The organism is Cobetia sp. 10Alg 146 (assembly GCF_029846385.1).
Classification (GTDB): Bacteria; Pseudomonadota; Gammaproteobacteria; order Pseudomonadales; family Halomonadaceae; genus Cobetia; species Cobetia marina.
On the sequence record NZ_JARWKT010000012.1, the window covers coordinates 44,876 to 68,067 of the forward strand.

21 protein-coding genes are annotated in these 23,192 nt (G+C 63.9%); 13 read left to right on the forward strand and 8 right to left on the reverse strand.

Going from position 1 to position 23,192, the window contains the following annotated elements:
* The first annotated feature begins 120 nt into the window (after positions 1–120).
* Both QD172_RS16570 and QD172_RS16575 read left to right on the forward strand, forming a co-directional pair.
* Positions 121–2,076: a DUF294 nucleotidyltransferase-like domain-containing protein gene (locus QD172_RS16570; RefSeq protein ID WP_279856312.1), complete on the forward strand. Its 1,956-nt coding sequence runs from the start codon at positions 121–123 to the stop codon at positions 2,074–2,076.
* Positions 2,077–2,105: 29 nt separating this feature from the next.
* Positions 2,106–2,762, forward strand: coding sequence for a 3'-5' exonuclease (locus tag QD172_RS16575; protein WP_077380118.1), 657 nt, complete (start codon positions 2,106–2,108; stop codon positions 2,760–2,762).
* Here the strand turns inward: QD172_RS16575 and QD172_RS16580 are convergent.
* On the reverse strand, positions 2,757–3,071 hold the full coding sequence (locus QD172_RS16580; RefSeq protein WP_279856313.1) for a hypothetical protein: 315 nt from the start codon (positions 3,069–3,071) through the stop codon (positions 2,757–2,759). The genes QD172_RS16575 and QD172_RS16580 overlap by 6 nt on opposite strands.
* A gap of 267 nt (positions 3,072–3,338) precedes the next feature.
* Here QD172_RS16580 and QD172_RS16585 point away from each other — a divergent pair, with 267 nt between their 5' ends.
* The 6 genes from QD172_RS16585 to QD172_RS16610 all read left to right on the forward strand — a co-directional run bounded on the left by QD172_RS16585 (position 3,339) and on the right by QD172_RS16610 (position 9,510).
* Entirely contained in the window at positions 3,339–3,560 is a 222-nt protein-coding gene (locus QD172_RS16585; RefSeq protein ID WP_077380116.1) for a hypothetical protein, read from the forward strand.
* Between the two features lie 142 nt (positions 3,561–3,702).
* Positions 3,703–4,668, forward strand: a complete 966-nt coding sequence (gene ttcA, locus QD172_RS16590) for a tRNA 2-thiocytidine(32) synthetase TtcA (protein ID WP_279856314.1) — start codon at positions 3,703–3,705, stop codon at positions 4,666–4,668.
* A 230-nt stretch (positions 4,669–4,898) separates the two neighbouring features.
* Positions 4,899–6,671, forward strand: a complete 1,773-nt coding sequence (gene aceK, locus QD172_RS16595) for a bifunctional isocitrate dehydrogenase kinase/phosphatase (RefSeq protein WP_077380112.1) — start codon at positions 4,899–4,901, stop codon at positions 6,669–6,671.
* Between the two features lie 81 nt (positions 6,672–6,752).
* Positions 6,753–7,502: a Sir2 family NAD-dependent protein deacetylase gene (locus QD172_RS16600; RefSeq protein WP_077380110.1), complete on the forward strand. Its 750-nt coding sequence runs from the start codon at positions 6,753–6,755 to the stop codon at positions 7,500–7,502.
* An 80-nt stretch (positions 7,503–7,582) separates the two neighbouring features.
* Complete coding sequence (locus QD172_RS16605; RefSeq protein ID WP_077380107.1) at positions 7,583–8,527, forward strand: bile acid:sodium symporter family protein; 945 nt, start codon at positions 7,583–7,585, stop codon at positions 8,525–8,527.
* A gap of 110 nt (positions 8,528–8,637) precedes the next feature.
* The gene (locus QD172_RS16610) at positions 8,638–9,510 is read left to right on the forward strand and encodes a DTW domain-containing protein (protein ID WP_279856315.1); all 873 of its coding nucleotides are present in this window, start codon (positions 8,638–8,640) and stop codon (positions 9,508–9,510) included.
* A gap of 106 nt (positions 9,511–9,616) precedes the next feature.
* Here QD172_RS16610 and QD172_RS16615 read toward each other — a convergent pair whose 3' ends face one another.
* From QD172_RS16615 to def, 5 genes are all read right to left on the reverse strand, one after another.
* Positions 9,617–11,065 (reverse strand): TrkH family potassium uptake protein, encoded by a 1,449-nt coding sequence (locus tag QD172_RS16615; protein ID WP_077380103.1) that lies wholly within the window; start codon positions 11,063–11,065, stop codon positions 9,617–9,619.
* An 82-nt stretch (positions 11,066–11,147) separates the two neighbouring features.
* Positions 11,148–12,521 (reverse strand): Trk system potassium transporter TrkA, encoded by a 1,374-nt coding sequence (gene trkA / locus QD172_RS16620; protein WP_077380101.1) that lies wholly within the window; start codon positions 12,519–12,521, stop codon positions 11,148–11,150.
* A 160-nt stretch (positions 12,522–12,681) separates the two neighbouring features.
* On the reverse strand, positions 12,682–14,133 hold the full coding sequence (gene rsmB, locus QD172_RS16625; protein ID WP_279856316.1) for a 16S rRNA (cytosine(967)-C(5))-methyltransferase RsmB: 1,452 nt from the start codon (positions 14,131–14,133) through the stop codon (positions 12,682–12,684).
* Positions 14,130–15,134, reverse strand: coding sequence for a methionyl-tRNA formyltransferase (fmt, locus tag QD172_RS16630; RefSeq protein ID WP_176494307.1), 1,005 nt, complete (start codon positions 15,132–15,134; stop codon positions 14,130–14,132). The genes rsmB and fmt overlap by 4 nt, the downstream gene beginning before the upstream one ends.
* A 175-nt stretch (positions 15,135–15,309) precedes the next feature.
* Entirely contained in the window at positions 15,310–15,819 is a 510-nt protein-coding gene (gene def / locus QD172_RS16635) for a peptide deformylase (protein ID WP_077380095.1), read from the reverse strand.
* Positions 15,820–16,058: 239 nt separating this feature from the next.
* Between def and QD172_RS16640 the strand changes: the two genes are divergently transcribed.
* Together QD172_RS16640 and dprA are read left to right on the forward strand one after the other, a co-directional pair.
* Complete coding sequence (locus QD172_RS16640; RefSeq protein WP_205632725.1) at positions 16,059–17,111, forward strand: LysM domain-containing protein; 1,053 nt, start codon at positions 16,059–16,061, stop codon at positions 17,109–17,111.
* Between the two features lie 56 nt (positions 17,112–17,167).
* On the forward strand, positions 17,168–18,427 hold the full coding sequence (gene dprA, locus QD172_RS16645) for a DNA-processing protein DprA (RefSeq protein ID WP_279856317.1): 1,260 nt from the start codon (positions 17,168–17,170) through the stop codon (positions 18,425–18,427).
* A gap of 190 nt (positions 18,428–18,617) precedes the next feature.
* On the opposite strand, the gene QD172_RS16650 is transcribed toward dprA, so the two are convergent.
* On the reverse strand, positions 18,618–19,511 hold the full coding sequence (locus QD172_RS16650) for a 5'-nucleotidase, lipoprotein e(P4) family (protein WP_279856318.1): 894 nt from the start codon (positions 19,509–19,511) through the stop codon (positions 18,618–18,620).
* A 255-nt stretch (positions 19,512–19,766) separates the two neighbouring features.
* Between QD172_RS16650 and QD172_RS16655 the strand changes: the two genes are divergently transcribed.
* The 3 genes from QD172_RS16655 to aroE all read left to right on the forward strand — a co-directional run bounded on the left by QD172_RS16655 (position 19,767) and on the right by aroE (position 22,302).
* Complete coding sequence (locus tag QD172_RS16655; protein WP_077380089.1) at positions 19,767–20,348, forward strand: Sua5/YciO/YrdC/YwlC family protein; 582 nt, start codon at positions 19,767–19,769, stop codon at positions 20,346–20,348.
* 154 nt (positions 20,349–20,502) lie between these two features.
* Positions 20,503–21,423: an oxygen-dependent coproporphyrinogen oxidase gene (gene hemF, locus QD172_RS16660; protein ID WP_279856319.1), complete on the forward strand. Its 921-nt coding sequence runs from the start codon at positions 20,503–20,505 to the stop codon at positions 21,421–21,423.
* A gap of 45 nt (positions 21,424–21,468) precedes the next feature.
* Entirely contained in the window at positions 21,469–22,302 is an 834-nt protein-coding gene (aroE, locus tag QD172_RS16665) for a shikimate dehydrogenase (protein ID WP_279856330.1), read from the forward strand.
* A 144-nt stretch (positions 22,303–22,446) separates the two neighbouring features.
* Here the strand turns inward: aroE and QD172_RS16670 are convergent, their stop codons facing one another.
* A complete protein-coding gene (locus QD172_RS16670) occupies positions 22,447–23,172 on the reverse strand; it encodes a response regulator transcription factor (protein WP_077380082.1) in 726 nt (241 codons plus the stop codon).
* Positions 23,173–23,192 lie beyond the last annotated feature (20 nt).

The window sequence follows — 23,192 nt, forward strand, 5'->3', positions numbered from 1 at the left end:
GACCTCTCGGTCTGCGGGTCAGGCCCTACATATCCCGAGGCCCCGTCGTGCATTCGCAGGCGGGGCCTCATGGCTTGATGATCCGTGCCCTTCGGGGCGGGGAGCCAGTGGAGTCGTGTCATGCAAGCCACATTAGTCGAAATTCCGTTCGGCGAGCCGCCGTTCAGCCTGCTGGATGAGCGCAGCCGGGCACGCCTGGCCGAGAACGTCGACCTGCAGTACTTCGCGGCCCTGGAGCAACCGCTGATACCGGGAGCGGTGGGAGAGGCGCTCTTCATCATCCACAAGGGCGAGGTGGTCGAGCTGGCGGCAGAAACGCCATTGCCGGACACCGCCACCCTGGAGCAGGCGCGACGTGAGGGTCACGACGCCTGGCTGAGTCTGCGCATCGGGCATTACAGCAAGGGAGATCTGTTCGGGGCCTTGACCCTGCTCAATGGCGAATGCCGGACACGCTTCGTCTGCGAGCAGGAAACGCTCTGCTATCAATTGCCGGCCGACCACTTCCATCAGCTGTGTGAAGACAATCCCGGGTTCGAGGAGTATTTCCAGCACAGCCTGCGTGACAAGGCCCGGCTGCTCGCGGCGTATCGGGACACCCGACTCGGCAGCAGCCGGGACCAGACAGGCTTCATGCTGGCGAGGGTGATGGATTGCATGCGTCCGCCACTGGTGATGCCAGCCAGCAGCAGCATCGAGGCAGGCGTGAAGGCCATGGGAGAGGCTGGTGCTGACAGTCTGATCATCGAGGTACAGGGCCGTTGTGGCGTGGTCACGCGCACCGATCTGCTCAACGCACTGGTGCTGGAGGGACTTCCTGCCACGCATCGTCTCGCCCCTCTGGGCACCTTCGCGCTGGTGGCGGTCACCGCCGAGGATTATCTGTTCCAGGCACTGGTCCAGATGACGCGTCATCGGGTCGCCCGCGTGGTGGTGCAGGAATCGATCGCTGCCGATGCCAAGGTGGTCGGAGTCATCGAGCTGACCGATGTGCTGGGCTTCTTCTCCAATCGTAGCCAGCTGGTCAGTCTCGAGATCGAGCGCGCGGCGGATCTGGAGGCGCTGGCGCTGGCCAGTGCTCGCCTGCCGGAGCTGGTCCGCGCGCTGGTTCTCCAGGGCGCGCATCTGCGCCATGCCATGGCACTGCTCAGCGCCCTCAATGGACGTCTGATCGAGCGCACCTTCGCCCTGCTGGTGGAAGAGCAGCACCGAGTCTCCTGCTGTCTGATGCTGATGGGCAGTGAGGGGCGTGGCGAGCAGATGCTCAAGACCGACCAGGACAACGGGCTGATTCTCGCTGATGGACATCAATGGCCAGACTGCAGCGACGCCATGCAGACCTTCAGCGCTACCCTGGCACGCCTCGGCTATCCACCGTGTCCGGGCAACATCATGGTCTCCAATCCAGAGTGGGTCGCGACCGAATCCCGCTGGCGCGGCAAGGTGGCGCGCTGGTGTGCCGGACGCGATGGGGAGGCGCTGATGAATCTAGCCATCGTCTTCGATGCACGCGCCAGCGGTGGCAATGCCGAGCTGGTCGACAGTCTGCGCGAACACCTGGTGCAGCATGCCCGACGTGATGAATTGCTGCTGTCGCACTTCGCGCGCCCGGCATTGCGGTTCTCGACGCCGTTGACGCTGTTCGGCTCACTGCGCTCACCCCGCCATGGCATCGACATCAAGAAGGGCGGCATCTTTCCCATCGTGCATGGGGTACGCACCATGGCGCTGGAGCGTGGCGTGATGGCGACCGGCACCTTTGCGCGTCTTGAGGCGCTGGTAGAGGAGGGGCGTATCGAGGCCAGCGACAGCGAAGATCTGTCTGAGGCCCTGTCGCTGTTCTCCGAACTGCGTCTGCGTCAGCAGTTGCGGCATCTCGAGGAGGCGCCGGCCAACGCTGGCAGACACGCTGAGCAAGAGCTGTCCGAGGCACGGGGTAACGCCAGCACTGCCAGTGCCAATCTCATCATCACCCAGTCGTTGTCTTCGCTGGAGCGGGACCTGCTGCGCGATGCCTTGAGTCGGGTCAAGGATTTCAAGCAGCGCCTGACCCATCGTTATCACCTGGATTACTGACGCGCGGCCGAGCGCCGCAAGGAGATGGCATGTTCCAGCAGCTACGTCGTGCGGCAGACCGCCGCCGCCATGGGCATGGCGAGTTTGCCGAGCTGTTCAGACCCTGGCACGCCAGTGAACATGAGGGAGAGCGGGTGGCACTGGATTGCGAGACCACCAGTCTCGATGTCGAGCGTGCCGAGCTGGTCTCGCTGGCGGCGGTACGTTTCGATGCGCGCCGGGTGAGGACGGCCAGCGCGCTGTCGTTGCAGCTCCAGTGTCCGGAAGGCCTGCGCGGTGACTCCATCCGGATTCATCGCCTGCGCGGAATCGACCTGCATGGTGGCGAGGCGCTCGGCGACGCCTTGCACCAGTTGCTGGCCTTCATCGGCAATCGCCCGCTGGTGGGGTGGTGCATCGATTTTGATGTCGCGGTGATCAATCGCCACCTGCGGCCACGTTTCGGCTTCGACCTGCCCAATCTGCGTCATGATCTCGCGCGCGACTACCTGAAGCGCTGTCGTCACGCTCAGCCCGAGGCCGCGCCGGACCTGCGCTTCGAGGCCATGGCCGAGGCGCTGCAGGTGCCGGTGATCGGGCGGCACACTGCGCTGGGGGATGCCGTGACCAGCGCCATGATGGCGCAGCGCCTGATGCTGCCGGTCACTCAAGTCGTGCCACGTCACGATGCCTGTTCAGGCTCATGAGCCTGAACCACCTGGTCCATGCGTCGCCCGGGCGACGAGCCTGTGGTTGATGACTCTGTGGTTGATGGCCTTGCGATAGATGGCCCTGCGATTGATGGCCTTGTCGTTGTTAAACCTCTTGGCTAATAAACCAAGGTCTGTTGCCGGAATGTCCAATGGCAAGATATCACCCGCTTGGCCACACTGGCTCCATACGACGACGCCACGCTGCTTTTTCTCATCGTGACAGGCATGCGCGAGCCCTTGTCGAACCGGATTACACGCCAGTGCAGTACCGACCAGCAACACGGTCAGCCATGCAGGATGCATTACCGAGCAGCTTGATAATCATAACGGGGTAGCGACAGCGTGCAGAGGTCATGATCGACGAAGACCTGCTGTCAGCCAGCCCCAGTCAGGCCCGAGGGATGTGAACGCTTCGCCCTGCGCGATGACGGATGCACTCTCGGGATCGCCATCACTACGCCAGGTGATGGCACCGGGCCTTGGGCACCTGCCTGAGGCCCGGTTTCAGATTGGGCACCACGCGCTGTTGCCTTTCTTGCCTATTCAGGGTTCTTGCCCACGAGGTGCGACATGCTGATCGCGACCAACACGTTATTGATCATTGGCCTTGCCATCGTTCTGTTTGCCTATTCCCTCTACATCCGTCGTACCCAGGATGTCCGGGGAGTACTGATGTTCTGGTCTCGCAAGCTGGCGCTCACCGCGCTCGAATTCCGACTGCAGCGCTTCGGCATCATGGTGATGCTGGGCGGAGTGGTCATCCGCTATCTGGAAGTCCTGCGGCTGTTCTGATCGCTTCCCGTCATCTGCACGAATCCCCCCACGCCCGCTGACTGCGGGCGTCTTGCGTATTGCGGCAGGCCGTCCGCCTCTGTGACGTGACACTGGCCGATGCTAGACTGTGTGCCCTCCCAAACTGCCTGTCTGATGCCCCATGTTCACACCTGAAACTGACGCCACCTCCCGCACGCATGACGCAGCGGATGCCAAGCATGAGCTGAACAAGCTGCAGAAGCGGCTGCGCCGCAATGTCGGCACCGCCATCACGGATTACGGCATGATCCGCGATGGCGACAAGGTGATGGTGTGCCTGTCAGGTGGCAAGGACTCCTACACCATGCTGGACATCCTGATGAACCTGCAGCGCAATGCGCCGGTCCAGTTCAGTCTGGTGGCGGTGAATCTGGATCAGAAACAGCCCGGTTTCCCGGAGCACGTGCTGCCGGCATGGCTTGAGTCAGTGGGCGTGGAGTACCACATTCTCGAGCGTGACACCTATTCCATCGTCAAGGAGAAGGTGCCCGAGGGCAAGACGACCTGCGGGCTGTGTTCACGCTTGCGGCGTGGCTCGCTGTACGGCTTTGCCACCGAGATAGGAGCGACCAAGATCGCCCTTGGCCATCACCGCGATGACATTCTCGAGACGCTGTTTTTGAACATGTTCTTCGGTGGCAAGCTCAAGACGATGCCGCCCAAGCTGCTGTCGGATGATCAGCGGCATATCGTCATTCGTCCGCTGGCCTATTGCCGCGAATCGGACATCGAAGCCTATTCCACGGCGCGTCAGTTCCCGATCATTCCCTGCAACCTGTGTGGCTCCCAGGAGAACCTGCAGCGTCAGGTGGTCAAGGAGATGCTGCAGGACTGGGAGACGCAGCATCCCGGGCGGCTCGAGACCATGTTCCGTGCCGTCACTTCCGTGGCACCCTCGCACCTGGCGGACCGTGAGCTGTTCGACTTCGCGGGGCTGGATGAGAAGCGCGATCGCTTCCAGGCCACGCGTATCGATGCGCTGGACATGGACTCGGAGCAGGCCGGCATGGCAGAAGACCTCTTCGAAGCCGAGCGCCGTGTTCAGGCTGCCTCCGAGACTGCGGCCTCATTGGGCCGGGAGCTCTAAGCCCGGATCCTGCTGACATCCGCGAATCCCCGACGCCATCTCGCCTGTCGCGAGGTGGCGTCGTGCGTTTCAGGGCCGGTAATCCGTAAATGGTAAGGCGGGACAGCGCTGGCGTGCGTGAGTGGAACGTCATCGACAGTTGATGGCCCGCGACCATTGTCGTCTCGCCTGACGGGGCAACTGTCCGCATGCTCTGAGGATGTCGGATGACCCAAGGGCAGGGGGCGGTGATGGACAATGATGTCGATGAACGTGGCAATGGTCAGCAGGGCCAACGTCTGGCGGCGACGGTGCTGCATGGCTTTGATGAATACCGCTCGCGCTTCAAGCAGATTTCCAGCGATGCCAGACGGCGTTTCATCGAGGCCGACTGGCGTGAGGCACAGCAGGCCTCGGCGGCACGCATCAACCTCTATGACGAGAAGGTCGCCGCGACCATGGAGCGTCTGGCGCGCGCCTTCGAGCCTGAGCGTCTGAGCGAATGCACCCTGTGGGGCGAGGCCCGACGCCATTACATGACGCTGATCGATCAGCGCCTGGACTACAAGCTGGCCGAGACCTTCTACAACTCCATCTTCTGCAGTGTCTTTTCCCACCGTCATATCCGGGACGACTGGATGTTCGTGTCATCTTCCCGACAGGCGCCAGCTCGCCACTCCGGGATGAGCATCAGCCACCGTGTGCCGGTCGAGGGTGATTGGGCAGGGGCGCTGGACACGGTATTGAGCGAGGCCCCGCTGGGGATCGCCTTCGAACATCAGGGGCGCGACGTGACATTGGGCGCCGAGATGCTGCTCGAGGTGTTGCCACCCGAGGTGCGTGAGGCCTCCGATGCCACCTTCGAGGTGCTGCGCAGCGTCTTCTATCGCAACAAGGGGGCCTACCTCATCGGACGCATCGAGGGCGGCGGGCAGACGCTGCCGCTGGTGCTGCCGGTACTGCATACCGAACGCGACGGCGTCTATCTCGATACCGTGATCATCGAGCCCGAGGAAGTCTCGATCATCTTCTCCTTCACCCGCGCCTACTTCCAGGTCGAGATCGAGGTGCCCGGTGAGGTGGTGGGCTTCCTTCAGACACTGATGCCCGACAAGCCCATCGGCGAGCTCTACGCTGCCATCGGGTTCTACAAGCACGGCAAGACCGAACTTTTCCGTGGCCTCAACGACCATGTTGCCAGTCGCACCGACCGATTCATCATCGCGCCGGGCGTGCGAGGCATGGTGATGGCGGTCTTCGTGCTGCCCAGCTATCGACTGGTCTTCAAGCTGATCAAGGATCGCTTTGCGCCCAGCAAGGACATGAGCCGGGACCAGGTGCGCCAGAAGTATCGTCTGGTCAAGCGCCACGACCGCGTCGGCCGTCTGGCGGACACCCAGGAGTTCTCCAATTTCGCCGTCGGACGCGATCATTTCGATCCCGACTGCCTGGCCGAGCTACTGGAGGTCTGCAGCTCCTCCATCACGCTGCGCGGCAACAAGGTACTGATTCGGCATTGTTATACCGAACGCATGATGACGCCGCTCAATCTCTATCTCGAGCAGTGTGATGAGGATGAGACGCGCGCCGTGCTCAATGACTACGGCAATGCGATCAAGCAGCTGGCCGCGGCCAACATCTTCCCCGGCGACATGCTGCTGAAGAACTTCGGCGTGACCCGTCATGGTCGGGTGGTCTTCTATGATTACGACGAGATCAACTATCTCACCGAGTGCAATTTCCGCGAGATTCCCGAAGCGCTCTACCCTGAGCAGGAGATGGCCAGCGAACCCTGGTATTCCGTGGGACCGAACGACATCTTCCCGGAAGAATTTGGCCCCTTCCTGTTCGCGGATCTTGGGCTGCGCAAGCTGTTCTACGAGCTGCATCCGGAAATCTTCCAGGCCAGCTGGTGGAAGGGGCTGCAGGATGCCATCACGGCGGGACGGGTGATCGATGTCTACCCCTATCGCAACAAGCGACGTTTCGGGGTCGATCGCAGCCAGGACTTCATCGATGACTGAAGGCTTGCGTTTGGACAGGAAGCGCCCCCAGGCTCGGCAATGGGACGTCACGATCAAGTTCACAGCGAGAGAGAGTGTTGGATGAGTGAAGGTTTCAGGGATCCTGGCGCGCGCCATGGTCGGCATCTGGTCGTGCTCAGTGGCGCAGGCATCAGCGCGGAAAGCGGTCTGCGCACCTTCCGTGCGGAAGATGGCCTGTGGGAAGAGCACCGTCTGGAGGAGATCGCCACTCCGCAGGCATTTCGGCGTGATCCGCAGAAGGTGCTGCGCTTCTATGATGATCGCCGTGCCCAGGTCCGGCGGGCCAGGCCCAACGCGGCGCACAAGGCACTGGCAGAACTTGAACAGGCCGGTTTTCGTGTCTCGGTGATTACCCAGAATATCGATGATCTGCACGAGCGCGCCGGCTCGCGCGAGGTCATGCATCTGCATGGCGAGATTCTCAAGGCACGCTCGAGCGTCGACCACGGCTTGCGCTACCCGCTGCCGCGCGGTGGCATTCGGCTGGGAGACCTGTGTGACAAGGGCAGTCAGTTGCGCCCTGACGTGGTGTGGTTCGGCGAGGCAGTGCCACTTTACGGCGTCGCCGAAGGCATCGCGGCGGAAGCGGATCTGCTGTTGATCGTGGGGACCTCGCTCAAGGTGATGCCGGCCTCGAATCTCTATGCAGCGGCACCGTTGGATGCCCCCATCGTGCTGGTGGACCCGAATGCCCATGAGCTGGCGGAGCCCGGCGTGCATCCCCTGGCGGAAAGCGCCGGGCAGGCAGTGCCACGTCTTGTGCGCCATTGGTTGTATCAGGGACACCTGGGCCTGCCTGATACGTTATGATGCGCGGCTTCAGGCCTGCCATGGGCGGTGGGCCAGCAATCCCGGAGGCAAGCAACCTTCGGTGACCGGAAATTGAAAGCATGTTTGAGACGCTGAATCGTTTCTTCCCGCTGTGGGCCCTGTTGTTCGCCGGCCTCGCCGTGCTGGCGCCGGCGCCTTTCGTGGCCCTCAAGGATGTCATCCAGCCGCTGCTGGCCCTGATCATGTTCGCCATGGGACTGACGCTGTCGCGTGAGGATTTCATGCGTGTCGCACGTCGTCCGGGGCCCATCGCGCTGGGCCTGCTGCTGCAATACAGCGTGATGCCGCTGGCTGCCTTCCTGATCGCGCGGCTGCTGGGGCTGGACCCCGCGTTGACGGTCGGCATGGTGCTGGTGGGGGCCACTGCAGGAGGAACCTCCTCCAACGTGATGACCTGGCTCGCCGGTGGTCACGTGGCCCTCTCCGTCTCGATGACCATGGCCTCGACACTGCTCTCCATCGTGATGACGCCGCTGTTGACCTGGTGGCTGCTGGGGACGGACATCGACGTGCCGGTGAGCGGCATGCTGCTGAGCATCGCCAAGCTGGTGGTGGCGCCCATCGTGCTGGGTGTCATCGTGCATCACTTCGCGCGTGACGCCATCCGCGAGTGGGAATCGGCGCTGGCGAGTCTGGCCATGCTGGCGATCGTGTTGATCATCGCCATCGTGGTGTCGCTCAATGTCGGTCGCCTGGCCACGCTGGGCCCGCTGGTGGCATTGGCCGTCGTGGCGCACAACGCCATCGGCCTGAGCGCCGGCTATGGCCTGTCGCGCCTGTTCGGACTGGATGAGCGTACCTCGCGCACCATCGCCATCGAGGTCGGCATGCAGAACTCCGGACTGGCGGCGTCACTGGCCAGCCAGTTCTTCTCCGCCACGGCGGCGTTGCCGGGAGCGATCTTCTCCATCTGGCACAACGTCTCCGGCTCGTTGCTGGCCGGTTACTGGAAGCGTCGGCCGCCGAAGTTCGTGACCGGCGGCAAGCACCGCTACGAGGTATAGCCGCGACACTCGCTGAGTGAACCACGCTTGGCGACACGAGACGGCAACATGAGAAAGGGACACGCATGCTAGAATGCGCGTCCCTTTTTCTTTGGTACTGACCACCCATCATGTGTGATTCCCGTCTTACGCCGGCCGCTGGTCATCCCGCCAGCGTTGATCAAGCCGCTTCCTCCGCCCCGGAGTCGACCGAGCCGGGCGAAGCCAGCGGTATCACGACGCTTCCCAGTGGCGAGCCGGATGAGTGGCACGGACGCCACCCGCGACGGGAATTCAAGGCGCGTGGCAGCCAGGTGATCCGTTGCGAGGCCTGCCGTCTGCCCAGGCTCAACTGCCTGTGCCCGTATCAGGTCAGCGCGCAGTCACGCATCACGTTCTGGTTGATCACCCACCCGCTTGAGCACTACAAGCCCACCAATACCGGGCGCCTGATCGCGGATGTGCTGGCGGGCACCGAGGTCTTCAGCTGGTATCGTGTCGAGCCCGACCCCCGCCTGCTGGCGCTGCTGGAAGATGAGCGCTATCAGCCGTTCATCATCTTCCCGGACGATCAGCCGGACTACGCTGATCGCGTGGTCGACGTGAACGCCATCGCCGGTGTCGGGCCCGAGGTGGCGACGCATACCGCCAGTGGCGAGGAGCGCATTCCGGTCTTCATCCTGCTGGACGGGACCTGGCGTCAGGCGCGTCGCATCTTCCGCAAGAGCCCTTATCTGGATGGTCTGCCGGTGCTGCCGCTGCACACCACGCGTCTGACGCGCTATCACCTGCGCAAGCCGGCGTCCCAGTCACATCTGTGCACGGCGGAGGTGGCGGCGGAGCTGCTGCGTCAGGCGGGGGAGGAGGAGGCGGCCAACGTGCTGGATGATTACTTCGACGCCTTCAATGACTGCTATCGCGCCAGCCGGATTCACTATGTGCTGGAGCCGACCGCACCGATGCGTCGGCTGTTGGTTCGCCGTGAGGCCAATGCCGGCGAATAGCCGTGACACAGAAGTGAGAACGCCCCCGTCGGAGCCATCCGGCGGGGGCGTTCGCGTTCAGGGGCGGGCAGGAGCTTGTCCGCTCCGCCTGCTCGACGGGCAGGACTCAGCGTCGCCAGAAGGCCGGCGTGAACAGAACCAGAACCGTGAAGATCTCCAGGCGTCCCAGCAGCATCGCCAGAATCAGGATGCCCTTGGCCGCCCCCGGGATATCGCCGTAGTGGGTCGCGACCTCACCGAGTCCCGGCCCCAGGTTGTTGAGCGCAGAGCCGACCGCCGACCAGGCCGTGACCTGATCCAGTCCGGTGGCCAGCATGCCCAGCATCATCAGCACGAACAGCAGCAGGTAGACGGAGAAGAAGCCCCATACTGCCTCCGCGACCCCTTCGGAGATGCGCATCTTGCCCACCTTGACCGAGAGGATGGCGTTGGGGTGGATCAGACGATGCACCTCACGCACGCCCTGCTTGAGAATCAGCAGGATACGGATGACCTTCATGCCGCCGCCGGCGGACCCGGAGCACGCGCCGATGAAGGCGGCGATGAACAGCATCATCGGCAATACGCCCGGCCAGCCGGTGAAGTCGGCGACGCCGAAGCCGGTGGTGGTGGCCACCGAGACGGCCTCGAACAGGCCATGGCGCAGCGCCTTGCTGTCATCGTAGCTGCCGGTGAGCAGCAGGCCGGCGATGGTCACGCAGGTCAGGATCAGCAGCAGGATCAGGAAGAAGCGGGTCTCGGGATCGCGCAGATAATGACTGATCCGCCCCTCGCGCCAGGCGGCGAAGTGCAGGCCGAAACTGATCGAGGACACCACCATGAAGAACACGCAGATCATCTCGATGGTGGCGGAATCGAAGTAGCCGATGCTGGCATCGTGGGTCGAGAAGCCGCCCACCGCGACGGTGGAGAAGCTGTGGCCGAGGGCATCGAACCAGCTCATGCCGGCGGCCCAGTAGCTGGCGAAGCACACCAGGGTCAGGGCGGCGTAGATGTACCAGAGCGCCTTGGCCGTCTCGGTGATGCGCGGCGTCAGCTTGGAGTCTTTCAGCGGCCCGGGGATCTCGGTGCGATAGAGCTGCATGCCGCCGATACCGAGAGTCGGCAGGATCGCCACCGCCAGTACCACGATCCCCATGCCGCCCAGCCACTGCAGCTGCTGGCGATAGTAGAGGATGGAGTGGGGCAGCAGATCGAGCCCCGTCATCACCGTCGCCCCGGTGGTGGTAAGCCCCGAGAACGACTCGAACATGGCGTCGATGATCGACAGGTTCGGGTCCTCGGCGAGCAGGAAGGGCAGCGACCCGAAGGCACCCAGCACCGTCCAGAACAGCACCGTGATCAAGAAGCCATCGCGGTTGCGCAACTCCTTGCGGGCATGCCGGTTGGGATAGAACAGCGCGAAGCCGGTCAGCAGGGTGATGCCGAGGGCGATGGCAAAGGCGCTGAGGGTATGGTCCTCGAAGGCCAGCGAGATGAGCATCGGCGGGACCAGCGTCAGGCTGAACAGCATCAGCAGAATGCCGAGGATGCGATAGATGACGCGCAGGCTCATGCACGACCCCCACGCATCATGACGCGAATGTGGCGGCCCATGCAGCGAGCCCGGCTTGCGAGAGACATCGTGGCGGCCATCATCAGAAGAAGGTCAGCCCGACCTGGAACAGGCGCTCGACTTCCCGGATACGGCGCTTGTCGACCACGAACAGGATGACGTGGTCGTTGGATTCCACCACCAGATCGTGATGCGCGACCAGCACTTCCTTGCCACGCACCACGGCACCGATGGTGGCACCCTCGGGCAGATTGATGTCCTCGATGCGCCGGCCCACCACCTTGGAGGAGCGCTCATCGCCGTGGGCGATGGCCTCGATAGCTTCTGCCGCGCCGCGCCTGAGAGAGTGCACGTTGACGATGTCGCCCTTGCGCACATGCGTCAGCAGACCGCCGATGGTGGCCTGCTGCGGCGAGATGGCGATATCGATCTCGCCACCTTGCACCAGGTCCACGTAGGCCGCGTTGTTGATCAGCGTCAGTACCTTCTTGGCGCCGAGTCGCTTGGCCAGCATCGAGGACATGATGTTGACCTCGTCATCGTTGGTCAGCGCGCAGAAGATGTCGCAGTCCTCGATGTTCTCCTCCAGCAGCAGGCGCTTGGAGGTGGCGCTGCCGTGCAGGACCACGGTGCGGTCGAGGCGCTCGGACAGGTCGGTGCAACGGGCCAGCGAGTGCTCGATGATCTTGACCTGATGGGTGTGCTCCAGCGTCTCGGCCAGGCGCTCACCGATGTGGCCGCCGCCGGCGATCACCACGCGACGGAAGTTGCGGTCCACGCGGCGCAGTTCGCCCATCACGGTGCGGATATCCTTGCGCGCCGCGATGAAGAACACCTCGTCATCGGCCTCGATCACGGTATCGCCACGCGGGATGATCGGACGATTGCGCCGGTAGATGGCTGCCACGCGAGTATCCACATTGGGCATGTGACGACGCAGGAAACCGAGTTCCTGACCGACCAGCGGACCGCCGTAGTAGGCCTTTACTGCCACCAGCTGAGCGACACCATTGGCGAAGTCCAGCACCTGCAGGGCACCGGGATACTCGATCAGGCGGCGGATGTGATCCGTCACCACCTGCTCGGGGCTGATCAGCACGTCCACCGGAATGGCATCGTGGGAGAACAGGCCCTTGCGGGTCAGATAGGCGGTGGAGCGCACCCGCGCGATCTTGGTCGGGGTATGGAACAGGCTGTGGGCGATCTGACAGGCAATCATGTTGACCTCGTCAGAATTGGTCACCGCGATCAGCATGTCGGCATCTTCGCCGCCGGCCTGACGCAGCACCTGGGGATAGCTGGCCGCGCCGGTGACGGTGCGGATATCGAGACGGTTGTGCAGCTCGCGCAGCCGCTCGGTGTCGGTGTCCACGACCGTGATGTCATTTTCTTCATGGGCCAGGTGTTCGGCGAGTGTGCCGCCGACCTGACCTGCCCCCAGAATGATGATTTTCATGTCCGGCTCGTCCGCTGTTGCTCAGTCGGCACAGGATAAACCAGTGCCATGACGGAAGACAGCCGTGCCCCGGGAGTCGGGGCACGGCTGTCCTGGTGTGCCAGGCGCATCATCTCGCAAGCCGGGATGCGGTACGCCTGTCCGGTGATCCTGCCGAGCGTCAGGCGCCGGCCTTGGTGATGTGCGCCAGATAGAAGCCATCGTGGCCATTGACCTGCGGCAGCATCTGACGACCGGCACCGGAGACACGGCCCCAGTCGGCCTTGATGGTCTCGGCCTTGGCATCCGGCGTGGCGGCCAGGAAGCGATCCATCACCCGGGCGTTTTCCTGGGTGATGATGGAGCAGGTGCCGTAGACCAGGGTGCCGCCGGGCTTGAGCATGCCCCACAGGTTCTCCAGCAGCTTGCCCTGCAGGCGCGCCAGGTCCCCGATGTCGTTCGGGCGACGCAGCAGCTTGATGTCCGGGTGACGGCGGATGACGCCACTGCCGGAGCAGGGCGCGTCGAGCAGGATGACATCGAAGGCTTCGCCGTCCCACCAGTCGCGCTCGCTGGCATCGGCGCACACGACGCCGGCGCCCAGTTCCAGACGCTCCAGCGTCTCTTCCACGCGTTCGAGACGCTCGCCGTCGATGTCGATGGCAGTGGCGTCCAGCGCGGGGAAGCGCTCCAGCATGTCCGCCAGCTTGCCACCCGGCGCGGTGCAGGCATCCAGCAGGCGCACGCCTTCCCCTTCGGGGTTGATGGCCGTCACGGCGGGGGCCAGCAGCTGACCGGCCAGCTGGGCGGCCTCATCCTGCACGCTGACCAGGCCTTCCTCGAAGCCCGGCAGGGCGCTGACGTCGCAGGCGCTGGCCAGGGTGATGCCGTGCTCGGCGAAGGGGCAGGCCACGGCGTCGATCTCGGCGTCGGCCAGCTGGGCGAGGTAGTCCTCGCGGCTGATGGCGGCGATATTGACGCGCAATGTCATCGGGGCCTGGGCGTTGTTGGCGGCGGCGATGGCCTCCCAGTCGTCCGGCCAGTTGCGCTGGAAGGTGTCCAGCAGCCACTGCGGGTGGGAAAGCGCCACGGCGGGGTCCTTGTCGACCTCGGCTTCCAGTGCTTCCTGCTCACGCTGGAAACGACGCAGGCAGGCATTGAGCACGCCCGTCGCCCAGCCCTTGCCCAGGCCGCGTGCGGCGCCAGCGGTCTCACCGACGGCCGCATGTGGCGCGATGCGCATGTACAGCAGCTGATAGAGGCCGAGCAGCAGCAGGGCGTGGATATCCTGGTCCTGCGCCTTGAAGGACGATTTCAAAAGCTTGCCCGCGAGTGCGTCCAGACGCGGCAGCTGACGGCAGACACCGAAGCACAGTGCCTTGTAGAGGCCCTGGTCACGCCCGGCGACGCCAGACGGCAGGCCGTCCAGATTCAGAGAGGTCTTTGCCGCCAGTACCGGCGCCAGGGTGCGCGCAGCGGCAACCCGGACGGCAGCGCCCGGTGAGGCCGGGGCATTGTCAGGCTTGCGGCGTGCACCACCGTGCTTCGAACCACCGCCCTTGCTGCGGGCCGGCGGCAGGGAGTTGCGCTTCTTGCCGTTGCCCTTGGAGGACGGGTTGTCTGACTGGCTCATGCGGAAGTCTCGGTCTGTGAATCGGAATCAGGGGCGTGGTCGGCGCCGAGGACAAGGCCCTCGGGGAAGCGCGCGGCACGTGAGTTGAGCAGGTCCTTGACGGACAGCGGCTTGGCACCGGGCAGCTGGGCACGGGTGATCTCCAGCACCTGATGGCCATCACCGCAGGCGATGCGCAGGCAATCATTGCCGGGCGCCAGCAGAGTGCCGGGTGGTACGAAGTCTGCGAGGCGCTGCTCGCCCGTGCGCGACATCCACAGGCGTAGCGGCTCGCCGTCCAGGCGTGTCCAGGCCACCGGCCACGGGTTGAAGGCGCGAATGCGCGCGTCCAGCTCGGCGGCGGGACGGGTGAAGTCGAGTTCCGCCTCGGCCTTGGAGAGCTTGGCGGCGTAGGTGACACCTTCCTCGGGCTGTCGGGTCGCCGGAAGATCGCCATCGGCGATGGCGTCGAGGGCCGTGACGATGGCCTCGCCGCCCTGTGCCGCCAGGGCATCATGCAGCTCGCCGCCAGTGGTGCTGGCGGTGATCGGGGTGCGACGGATCAGCAGCATGTCGCCGGTGTCCAGGCCGGCATCCATCTGCATGATGGTGACACCGGATTCGCTGTCGCCGGCCTCGATGGCGCGCTGGATCGGCGCGGCACCGCGCCAGCGTGGCAGCAGGGAGGCATGGATGTTCAGGCAACCGAGGCGCGGGATGTCGAGCACGGCCTGCGGCAGGATCAGCCCGTAGGCCACCACCACCATGATGTCGGCCTCGAGATCGCGCAGGATCTGGCGATCGGCCTCGTCCTTGAAGTTGAGCGGCTGATGGACGGGAAGGTCGTGCTGGAGTGCCAGCTGCTTGACGGGGCCGGGGGTCAGCTTGCGGCCGCGCCCGGAAGGGCGGTCAGGCTGGGTATGGACACTGACGATCTCATGGCGGCTTTCGAGCAGCGCGGCGAGACATTCGGCGGCGAAATCGGGGGTGCCGGCAAAGGCGATGCGCAGGGCTTTCGACATGCAAGAGCTCTCATATGGGGAGCGCGGCCGAGGGCCAGGCTCAAGGTGCTGACGGTAAAGGAGGGATTCAGGCGGTGCCGGTGAATCACTCATCAACAAGCAGGGAGGCCAGAGGAAATCCTCCGGCCTCCCTGCGATGTGACATGGCGCACCGGAGTCCCCTCCGGCGCGCGGATCACGCTTCCTGCAGCTTGTGGCGCTTCTGCATCTTCTTCATCACCCGATCACGCTTGAGCGGGGAGAGGTAGTCGACGAACAGCTTGCCTTCGAGGTGGTCGTTCTCGTGCTGGATGCAATGTGCCAGCAGGCCTTCGGCCTCGAGTTCGTAGGCCTCACCGTTGCGATCCTGAGCGTTGAGCCGTACTTTCAGATAGCGCGGCACTTCGGCGTAGTATTCCGGGATCGACAGGCAGCCTTCCTGCATCGGCTCCTGCGCTTCGCCGATGGGCGTGTATTCGGGATTGACCAATACCAAGGGCTGGGATTGATCTTCGCTGACGTCGATGACGATCAGACGACGATGCACGTCGACCTGGGTAGCGGCGAGGCCAATGCCACGCGCGTCATACATGGTCTCGATCATGTCGTCGATCAGGGTCTGCAGTTCCGCGTCGAAGGTGTCGATCGGGGCGGCAACATTGCGCAGACGCTCATCGGGGAATTCAAGAATTTCGCGCTTGGCCATGACTGGTGTAATTACCGTTGTGCTGTCAGTGGAGATTTGCCTGATATTGTAGTGTGCACAGCCGAGGAACGGAACCGATGGCCTTCAATGCTGCTACTATCGCGGCAATAGTCATGATTGATCGCGAGTTCCGTCAGGCAGGGGCAAGGCTGGGCGGCACGCGCTCGGCGCGGTTTTGAGACAGGCCATCACCACCGACAACAACAGGTGGCATCAACGCAAGGGACGCAGGAATGGGCATGAAACGACTGGTCGGCAACGCCGTGTTCACGGCACTCCTTGGCATGGCGACGCTGGGGGCAAGCGCAGGGACGTCGCTGGCGCAGGCGGCAACCGTACGTGATGACGTACCCTCCACCTATGTGGTGGTGCGCGGCGACACGCTGTGGGACATCTCGGGACGCTTTCTGCGTGAGCCCTGGCTGTGGCCGGAAGTCTGGCGTGCCAATCCGCAGATCAAGAATCCACACCTGATCTATCCGGGAGATCGCATCTCGCTCTATTACGAGAACGGCGAGCCTCGTCTGCGCCTGGAGCGTGGCCAGGGCGGCGTGGTCAAGCTCTCGCCCAAGATTCGCAAGATTCCCAAGCGCGAGGCCGTGCCACCGATCCCGCTCGAGAAGATCTCCGCCTTCCTCAAGGACCACCGCGTGGTCGATCCTGGCCTGCTCGAGAATGCGCCCTACGTGGTGGCCGGTGACGACACGCGTCTGATCAGTGGTGCCGGGGATACCGTCTATGCGCGTGGTCAGTGGCCGGCCTATGACACCTTCAGCATCTACCGGACGGGGCAGCGTTACCTGGACCCTGTCACCCAGGAATTCCTGGGCCTGGAGATGATCAGTATCGGGGATGTCCAGCTGGAGCGTCGCGAGGGCGACATCGGCGTGATGCATGTGGTCTCGGCCAATCGCGAGATTCTCAACGGTGATCTGCTGTTGCCGGCCGATGGCGGGGCCATCAGCACCAGCTTCCAGCCACAGCCTCCCGTCGAGGTGTCGGGCGGCGAGATCCTCGCGGCACCGGACGGACTGCGCAACATCGGTCGCAATGACATCGTGGCGCTCAACCGCGGGAGCCGGGATGGCGTGGAGCCGGGCTTCGTGTTCGGTGTCGAGCGTCAGGGCGAGACGATCACCGACCCCAAGACAGGGGAGCCGATCACTCTGCCGGGTGAAGAGGGCGGCCTGCTCATGGTCTTCCGTATCTATGACAAGGTCAGCTATGCCCTGGTGATGAAGGCGGAGCGCCCGCTGAGTGTCGGAGACAAGCTGCTGGAGCCGCATGGCTGAGCAGACATGCCCGGTATTTGATCCGCAACTGTGAGCATCCGCTCGGGAGGTGTGGCGTGTCGATCGATGGTGATGTCGAGCAGCGCCGCCCCTCGCGGGCGGATTTCGTCTTTCTGGCGCGTCTTCCGGGTATCGGTACGCACACCGTGGCCAAGCTGCTTGAACGAGCTGACTGGCCACAGGGGTGGCTGGCGGCACTGCCGTCGCGCCTTGCCGCGCCTGTGCGGCTGTGGTGTGAGCGACCGGCATCTTCACCGCTTCATCAGCAGGTGATGACGGATCTTGCCTGGCATGCGCCAGAGCAGGGGCGTCATCTGCTGACCCCCGCCGATGCCGACTGGCCTGCCATGCTGGCGCTGTTGCCAGACCCGCCCATCGCGCTGTGGGCCCTGGGCAGGCGCTCCCTGCTCGAGCAGCCCATGCTGGCCATCGTCGGTGCCCGCAAGGCGAGCCCCGCTGGCATGACGCATGCGCATGACCTGGCCGCCGAGCTGGTCTCCCGGGGCTGGAGCGTTGCCAGTGGCCTGGCGCTGGGCATCGATGCCGCAGCGCATCAGGGGGCCTTGAATGCTGCGCTGCGCCTGGAAGCCGATGCCTATCCCGCGCCACCCTCGACTCTCGCCGTGCTCGGGTGTGGCGTCGACGTGACCTATCCTGCCCAGCACCATCAGTTGCGGCTCCGGCTGCTGGAGAGCGGAGGCCTGCTGCTGTCGGAGCATCCGCCTGGTACCGGGGCGCATGCCCGTCATTTCCCGCGTCGCAATCGTCTGATCACCGGCCTCTCGCATGGCGTGCTGGTGGTGGAGGCCACGCTGCGCAGCGGCTCGTTGGTCAGCGCGCGTCTGGCGATGGAGCAGAACCGCGAGGTCTTCGCATTGCCCGGGCGGATCGATGACATCGCCTCCAGCGGATGTCTGGAGCTGATCCGTCAGGGGGCTACCTTGGTGCGTGATGTCGATGACATGCTCGCCGAGCTGAGCCATCTGATGCCGACGGAGCAGCGTCGCCCCTTGGACAGCCCTCGAGGTGTCGTTGACTCGCCATCCACGCCTCGCGTCTCCTCCTCCCGTTCCGTGCCGACGGGGGCGCGCGGCAATGCGCTACCCGAGAATCTGCCGCTGCTGGAGGGGGACAGGCCTGTCGCGGAGACGTCACCTGTGCCTGCCCCGCTGTGTTATCTGAGTGCGATGCCACTGGCACTGGATCAACTGGTGGAGCTCTCGGGGACGCATGTGAGTGTCCTGAGCATGCAGCTTCTGGAGCTGGAGCTGGAAGGGCGTGTGGTGCAGGCGCCGGGAGGCTGGAAACGCCTGTAAGCCGTTCAGACATCCCGTCATGGCCCGTCGTGTTTCACGCAAGCTTGCGCAGCGAGCCGTCTCTAGACATCAAAACGCCCTTCAGCGCTGCCTCGGCGGCATCTGAAGGGCGTTCCTGTTTTCTGCAACCCTCAGGCGAGTCACGCTCGCCTGAGGGCGTTGCCGGCCATGCATGGCCGGCAACGTGAACTCACTTGCCTTGGCTGACGCTGCCGCTCTCGGGTTGCCAGGCATTCAGTGCCGCCTCGCGCATGGCACGCTTCTCTGCATCGCTTGCCCCCCAGTTGCCGTCATAGACGACACCTTCCCACTCACCGTAGGTCGGGTTGGGCAGCATGATGAAGCGGCGTCCGAATTCACCGGCCTGCTTCTCGACTTCCGCGTGGCGTGCCGCGCTGGTGGCTTGCTGGAAGGCCTGATCGAAGTCCCCCAGGTTGTCACCCATCAGGATGACGATGTCGTGCTCGGCCGTGACGCTGGCGCGGCGTGCGGTCTTGTCGGAGCTGTCGGTACGCGGCATCACGTGCTCGGCATTCGCCTGCGGGAAGCCCAGTGCGGCGAGATTGTCGATGGTGGCCTGCTTGCCGCCTGCCTTGCGATTGGTGATGTAGTAGACATCGACACCGCTGTCGTGGGCGTAGTTGAGGAAGTCGACGGCGCCCGGGGAGGCGGTGGAGACGGCGTCGTCTACCCAGTCCGCCCAGCTCTGGCTGTCGTAGGTACGGCCTTCGCGCAGCGCCCAGCCACCATAGCTGGTGGTGTCGAGCACGGTATCATCGACATCCACGACCACCGCGAGTGGCTTGTCCTCGGCAGTGCGGCGCGCGAGTGCCAGATTCAGACGATCGTGCGCCACATTGAAGGCCTGCAGCGACAGACCATGGAATTCAGCACTGCGTTGTATCCAGAGGGTCGCCAGCATGGCCTGGTCGCTGAGTGGAGCGGCCTGGGCGGCGGCGGGGGCCCCACCTTCGGTGGAATTCAGGGAAGGCGTCTGTTCCACTGTCGGGGCTCCAGAGCTGGCACAGCCGGCCATCGTCAACAGGAGGGCGGCAGACGTACCGAGGGTCGCAAGACGGCGCATGAGGCAGGGTTTCCTTGTTCGGGAGGAGAGGGTGGATTCGTGGTGACCTGCGGTCATCGTGATCCAGGGATGATGCGATTGCGGGATGATGACGTGATGTCGGTGCCATCATAAGTCATGCCTGCGCGACTCAGCGTTGCGTCGGCCTCGCGCTGAGTGGCGTGGTAGAATCCGCCGACTGTCGATGCGGCGACAGGCAAGCCGCCTCGCCGTATCCCCTCTGCCAGTGTCCATTTCCAGGAGTCCGTGCGGATCATGAATGCCAGTGCTGTTTCGTTCGATCTTTCCGCGGTAGCGGCGGCTGCCGAGCATGTGCGTGGTGGCGGCATCGTCGCCTATCCCACCGAGGCCGTGTGGGGGTTGGGATGTGACCCCGACGATGGCGAGGCGCTGTCGCGCCTGATCCGGCTCAAGGAGCGCGATCCGTCCAAGGGACTGATCCTGATCGCCGGCGACGTGACGCAGATCGAGCCCTGGCTTGAAGGGATATCCGAGCAGCAACGTGAACGGTTGATGGCCAGCTGGCCCGGCCCCTTCACCTGGCTGGTGCCTGACAATGGTCGCGCCCATCCGCTGCTCAAGGGAGAGCACGTGAGTCTGGCGGTACGTGTCAGTGATCACCCTCTGGTCCAGGCGCTGTGTGCGGCGCTGGATGGCCCGCTGGTATCCACCTCGGCCAATCGTGCGGGAGACGCTCCGGCGATGACGGCTGCCGAAGTGCAGGCTGCCTTCGGTGAGGCGCTGGCGGATGACGTGATTCTGACGGGGCCGCTGGGCGGCAATCCTCGCCCCAGTACCATTCGTGATCTGGTGACCGGCGAGGTCCTGCGGGCCTGAGCGTTCACTTTCTTGATGCAGGTCAGGCACGCAGACGAGTTCGTCTGCCCGGCCCGCGCGGGAGGGGTATGCTGGCGCTTTCGTTTTCCTCGGCAAGCGCAGCGACGTTATCGTCGCTTTGACATCTTTCATTTTTCGATTCATCGGAGGCATCGTGGCACACGCCAATCTTGAAGACGTGAAGGTCTACCTGCTCGACCTGCAGGACCGCCTGTGTGATGCATTGCAAGCCTGCGATGGCAAGGCTGACTTTCGGGAAGACAGCTGGGAGCGTGCCGAAGGGGGTGGCGGCCGCTCACGAGTCATCGAGAATGGCGGTGTCTTCGAGAAGGGCGGCGTCAATTTCTCGCATGTCTTCGGTCACGAACTGCCGGCCTCGGCGACTGCCGTTCGCCCTGAGCTGGCGGGCCGCAGTTTCCACGCGGTGGGGGTCAGCTGGGTGTTGCATCCCCATAATCCGCATGTCCCGACCAGTCATGGCAACGTGCGCTTCTTCATCGCCGAGAAGGAAGGCGAGGAGCCGGTCTGGTGGTTCGGAGGCGGTTACGACCTGACGCCGTTCTATCCGGTGCTGGAAGATGCCCGTCATTGGCACCAGACCGCGCACGATGCCTGCATCGCCTTCGGCAGCGATGTCTATCCTCGCTTCAAGGCCTGGTGTGACGAGTATTTCTATCTCAAGCATCGCGGTGAGACGCGTGGCATCGGCGGCCTGTTCTTCGATGATCTCAACGAGTGGGGTTTCGAGCGTTGCTTCGCCTTCCAGCAGTCAGTAGGAGACAGCTTCCTCGATGCCTATCTGCCCATCGTCGAGCGCCGTCGTGATACGGCCCATGGCGAGCGTGAACGCAACTTCCAGCTCTATCGTCGCGGGCGCTACGTGGAATTCAATCTGGTCTGGGACCGTGGCACCCTGTTCGGCCTGCAGAGCGGCGGACGCACCGAGTCCATCCTGATGTCGATGCCGCCGGTGGTCCACTGGGAGTATGGTTACCAGCCCGAGGAAGGCAGTCCCGAAGCCGCGCTCTATCGTGACTTCCTGCATGCCCGCGACTGGCTGGGCGAAGAGGCCTGATCGCGTCATTGGCCCTGATGTTTCACTGTGATTGTCACCGGAGTCCTGATGTCCCGCTACGCTGTATTCGGCAACCCGATTGCCCACTCGAAATCCCCGCTGATTCATCGTGCCTTCGCTGAGCAGCTCAAGGACTCCCTGAGCTACGAGGCGCGACTGGCGCCGGTGGATGACTTCGCGGCTGGCTGGGCCGAGTTCGTCGCTGAAGGCGGGCAGGGGGCGAATGTCACCATGCCCTTCAAGGAGCAGGCCTATCGGCTGGTCGAGGTATTGAGTCCGCGAGCTCGTCGCGCCGGTGCCGTGAATACTCTGCTGCTGGGCAAGAATGGCCAGCTGTATGGCGATACCACCGATGGCGTCGGGCTGACCCGTGACCTCGAGCGTCTCGAGGCCCCGCTCACGGACGCGCGTACCCTGATTCTTGGTGCTGGCGGCGCCGTGCGTGGCGTGCTGGAGCCTCTGTTGGCCAAGCAGCCTGCGGCATTGGTGATCGCCAATCGCACCGCTGCCAAGGCCAGCGCGCTGGCCGAGGACTTCGCGGACCTGGCGGGAGATGGCTGTCAGCTCTCCGGTGGCAGCTACGAGGCCATCGAGGGTCAGTTCGACCTGGTCATCAATGGCACCAGCGCATCGCTGGGCGGTGAGTTGCCGCCGTTGCCGGATTCGTTGTTCTCATCGCAGGCGCTGGCCTACGACATGATGTATGCCGCCGAGCCGACCGTCTTCATGCGCTGGGCCAGCGAGCAGGGGGCACGGGGCGAGGATGGTCTCGGCATGCTGGTGGAGCAGGCGGCCGAGTCCTACTTCCTGTGGCGCCACAAGCGCCCGGATACGGCACCCGTGGCGGACATGCTGCGCAAGATGCTGGTCAGCGGCTGACAGGTCGCTGAGGCAGGTCAGTCAGTGACTGCAGCCCGGGTGTCCGGGATGCATGCAGGAGCCGGCACTTCGTTCAACGACGTGCCGGCTCCTTGCGTTGCGGGGCAGAGAAGGAAGTGGATACCGAGGAGGTGGGTACGATTCTCAAGCGCTGGCAGCGGACAGCGCCGATGGCGTGCAGGTTTCCAGACGATAGCCATGTTGATACACGCTCTTCAGGCGCAGGCCACGCCGACCGTCGAGTTCCAGCTTGCGGCGCAGGCGACTGATATGGGTGTCGACGGTGCGGGTGGAGATGTCGCCATTGATCCCCCAGACCATCTCGAGCAGGTAAGCCCGTGAGAACAGCTCGCCAACATGACGCAACAGCAGCACGGCAAGCCGGTATTCGCGCTGCGTCAGATTGACGGGATGTTCGCCGCACCAGATGGTGTGCTCATCCTGTTCGATCCGGTACTGGCCGGGAAGCGCTTCCACTTCCTGCGATCCATTGCTGGCCTTGCTGTTGGCAAGGCGTCGTCCCAGCGCGGACACCCGGGCTGATAGCTCTCTGGGATTGATGGGTTTGCTCAGGAAGTCGTCGGCACCATGCTGCAAGGCATGCACGACATCCTCCTCTCCCTGGCTTGCGGTGATGAACAGGATCAACCCCTGCCAGCCGTGTTCATTGCGCAGCGTACGCGTCAGTTCCATGCCGCAGGCATCCGGCAGCTGCCAGTCGATGATCAGCAGGTCGAAGCTGCGTTCACGCAATGCGCGCAACAGTTGACTCGCGCGTTCGAATCCTGCCACTTCATGCCCCTGGGACTCGAGACACAGGGTCAGATAATCACGTTGATCATGGTCATCTTCGAGAATGCCGATATGCATGTCGTTGCCTCCCTGCGTGG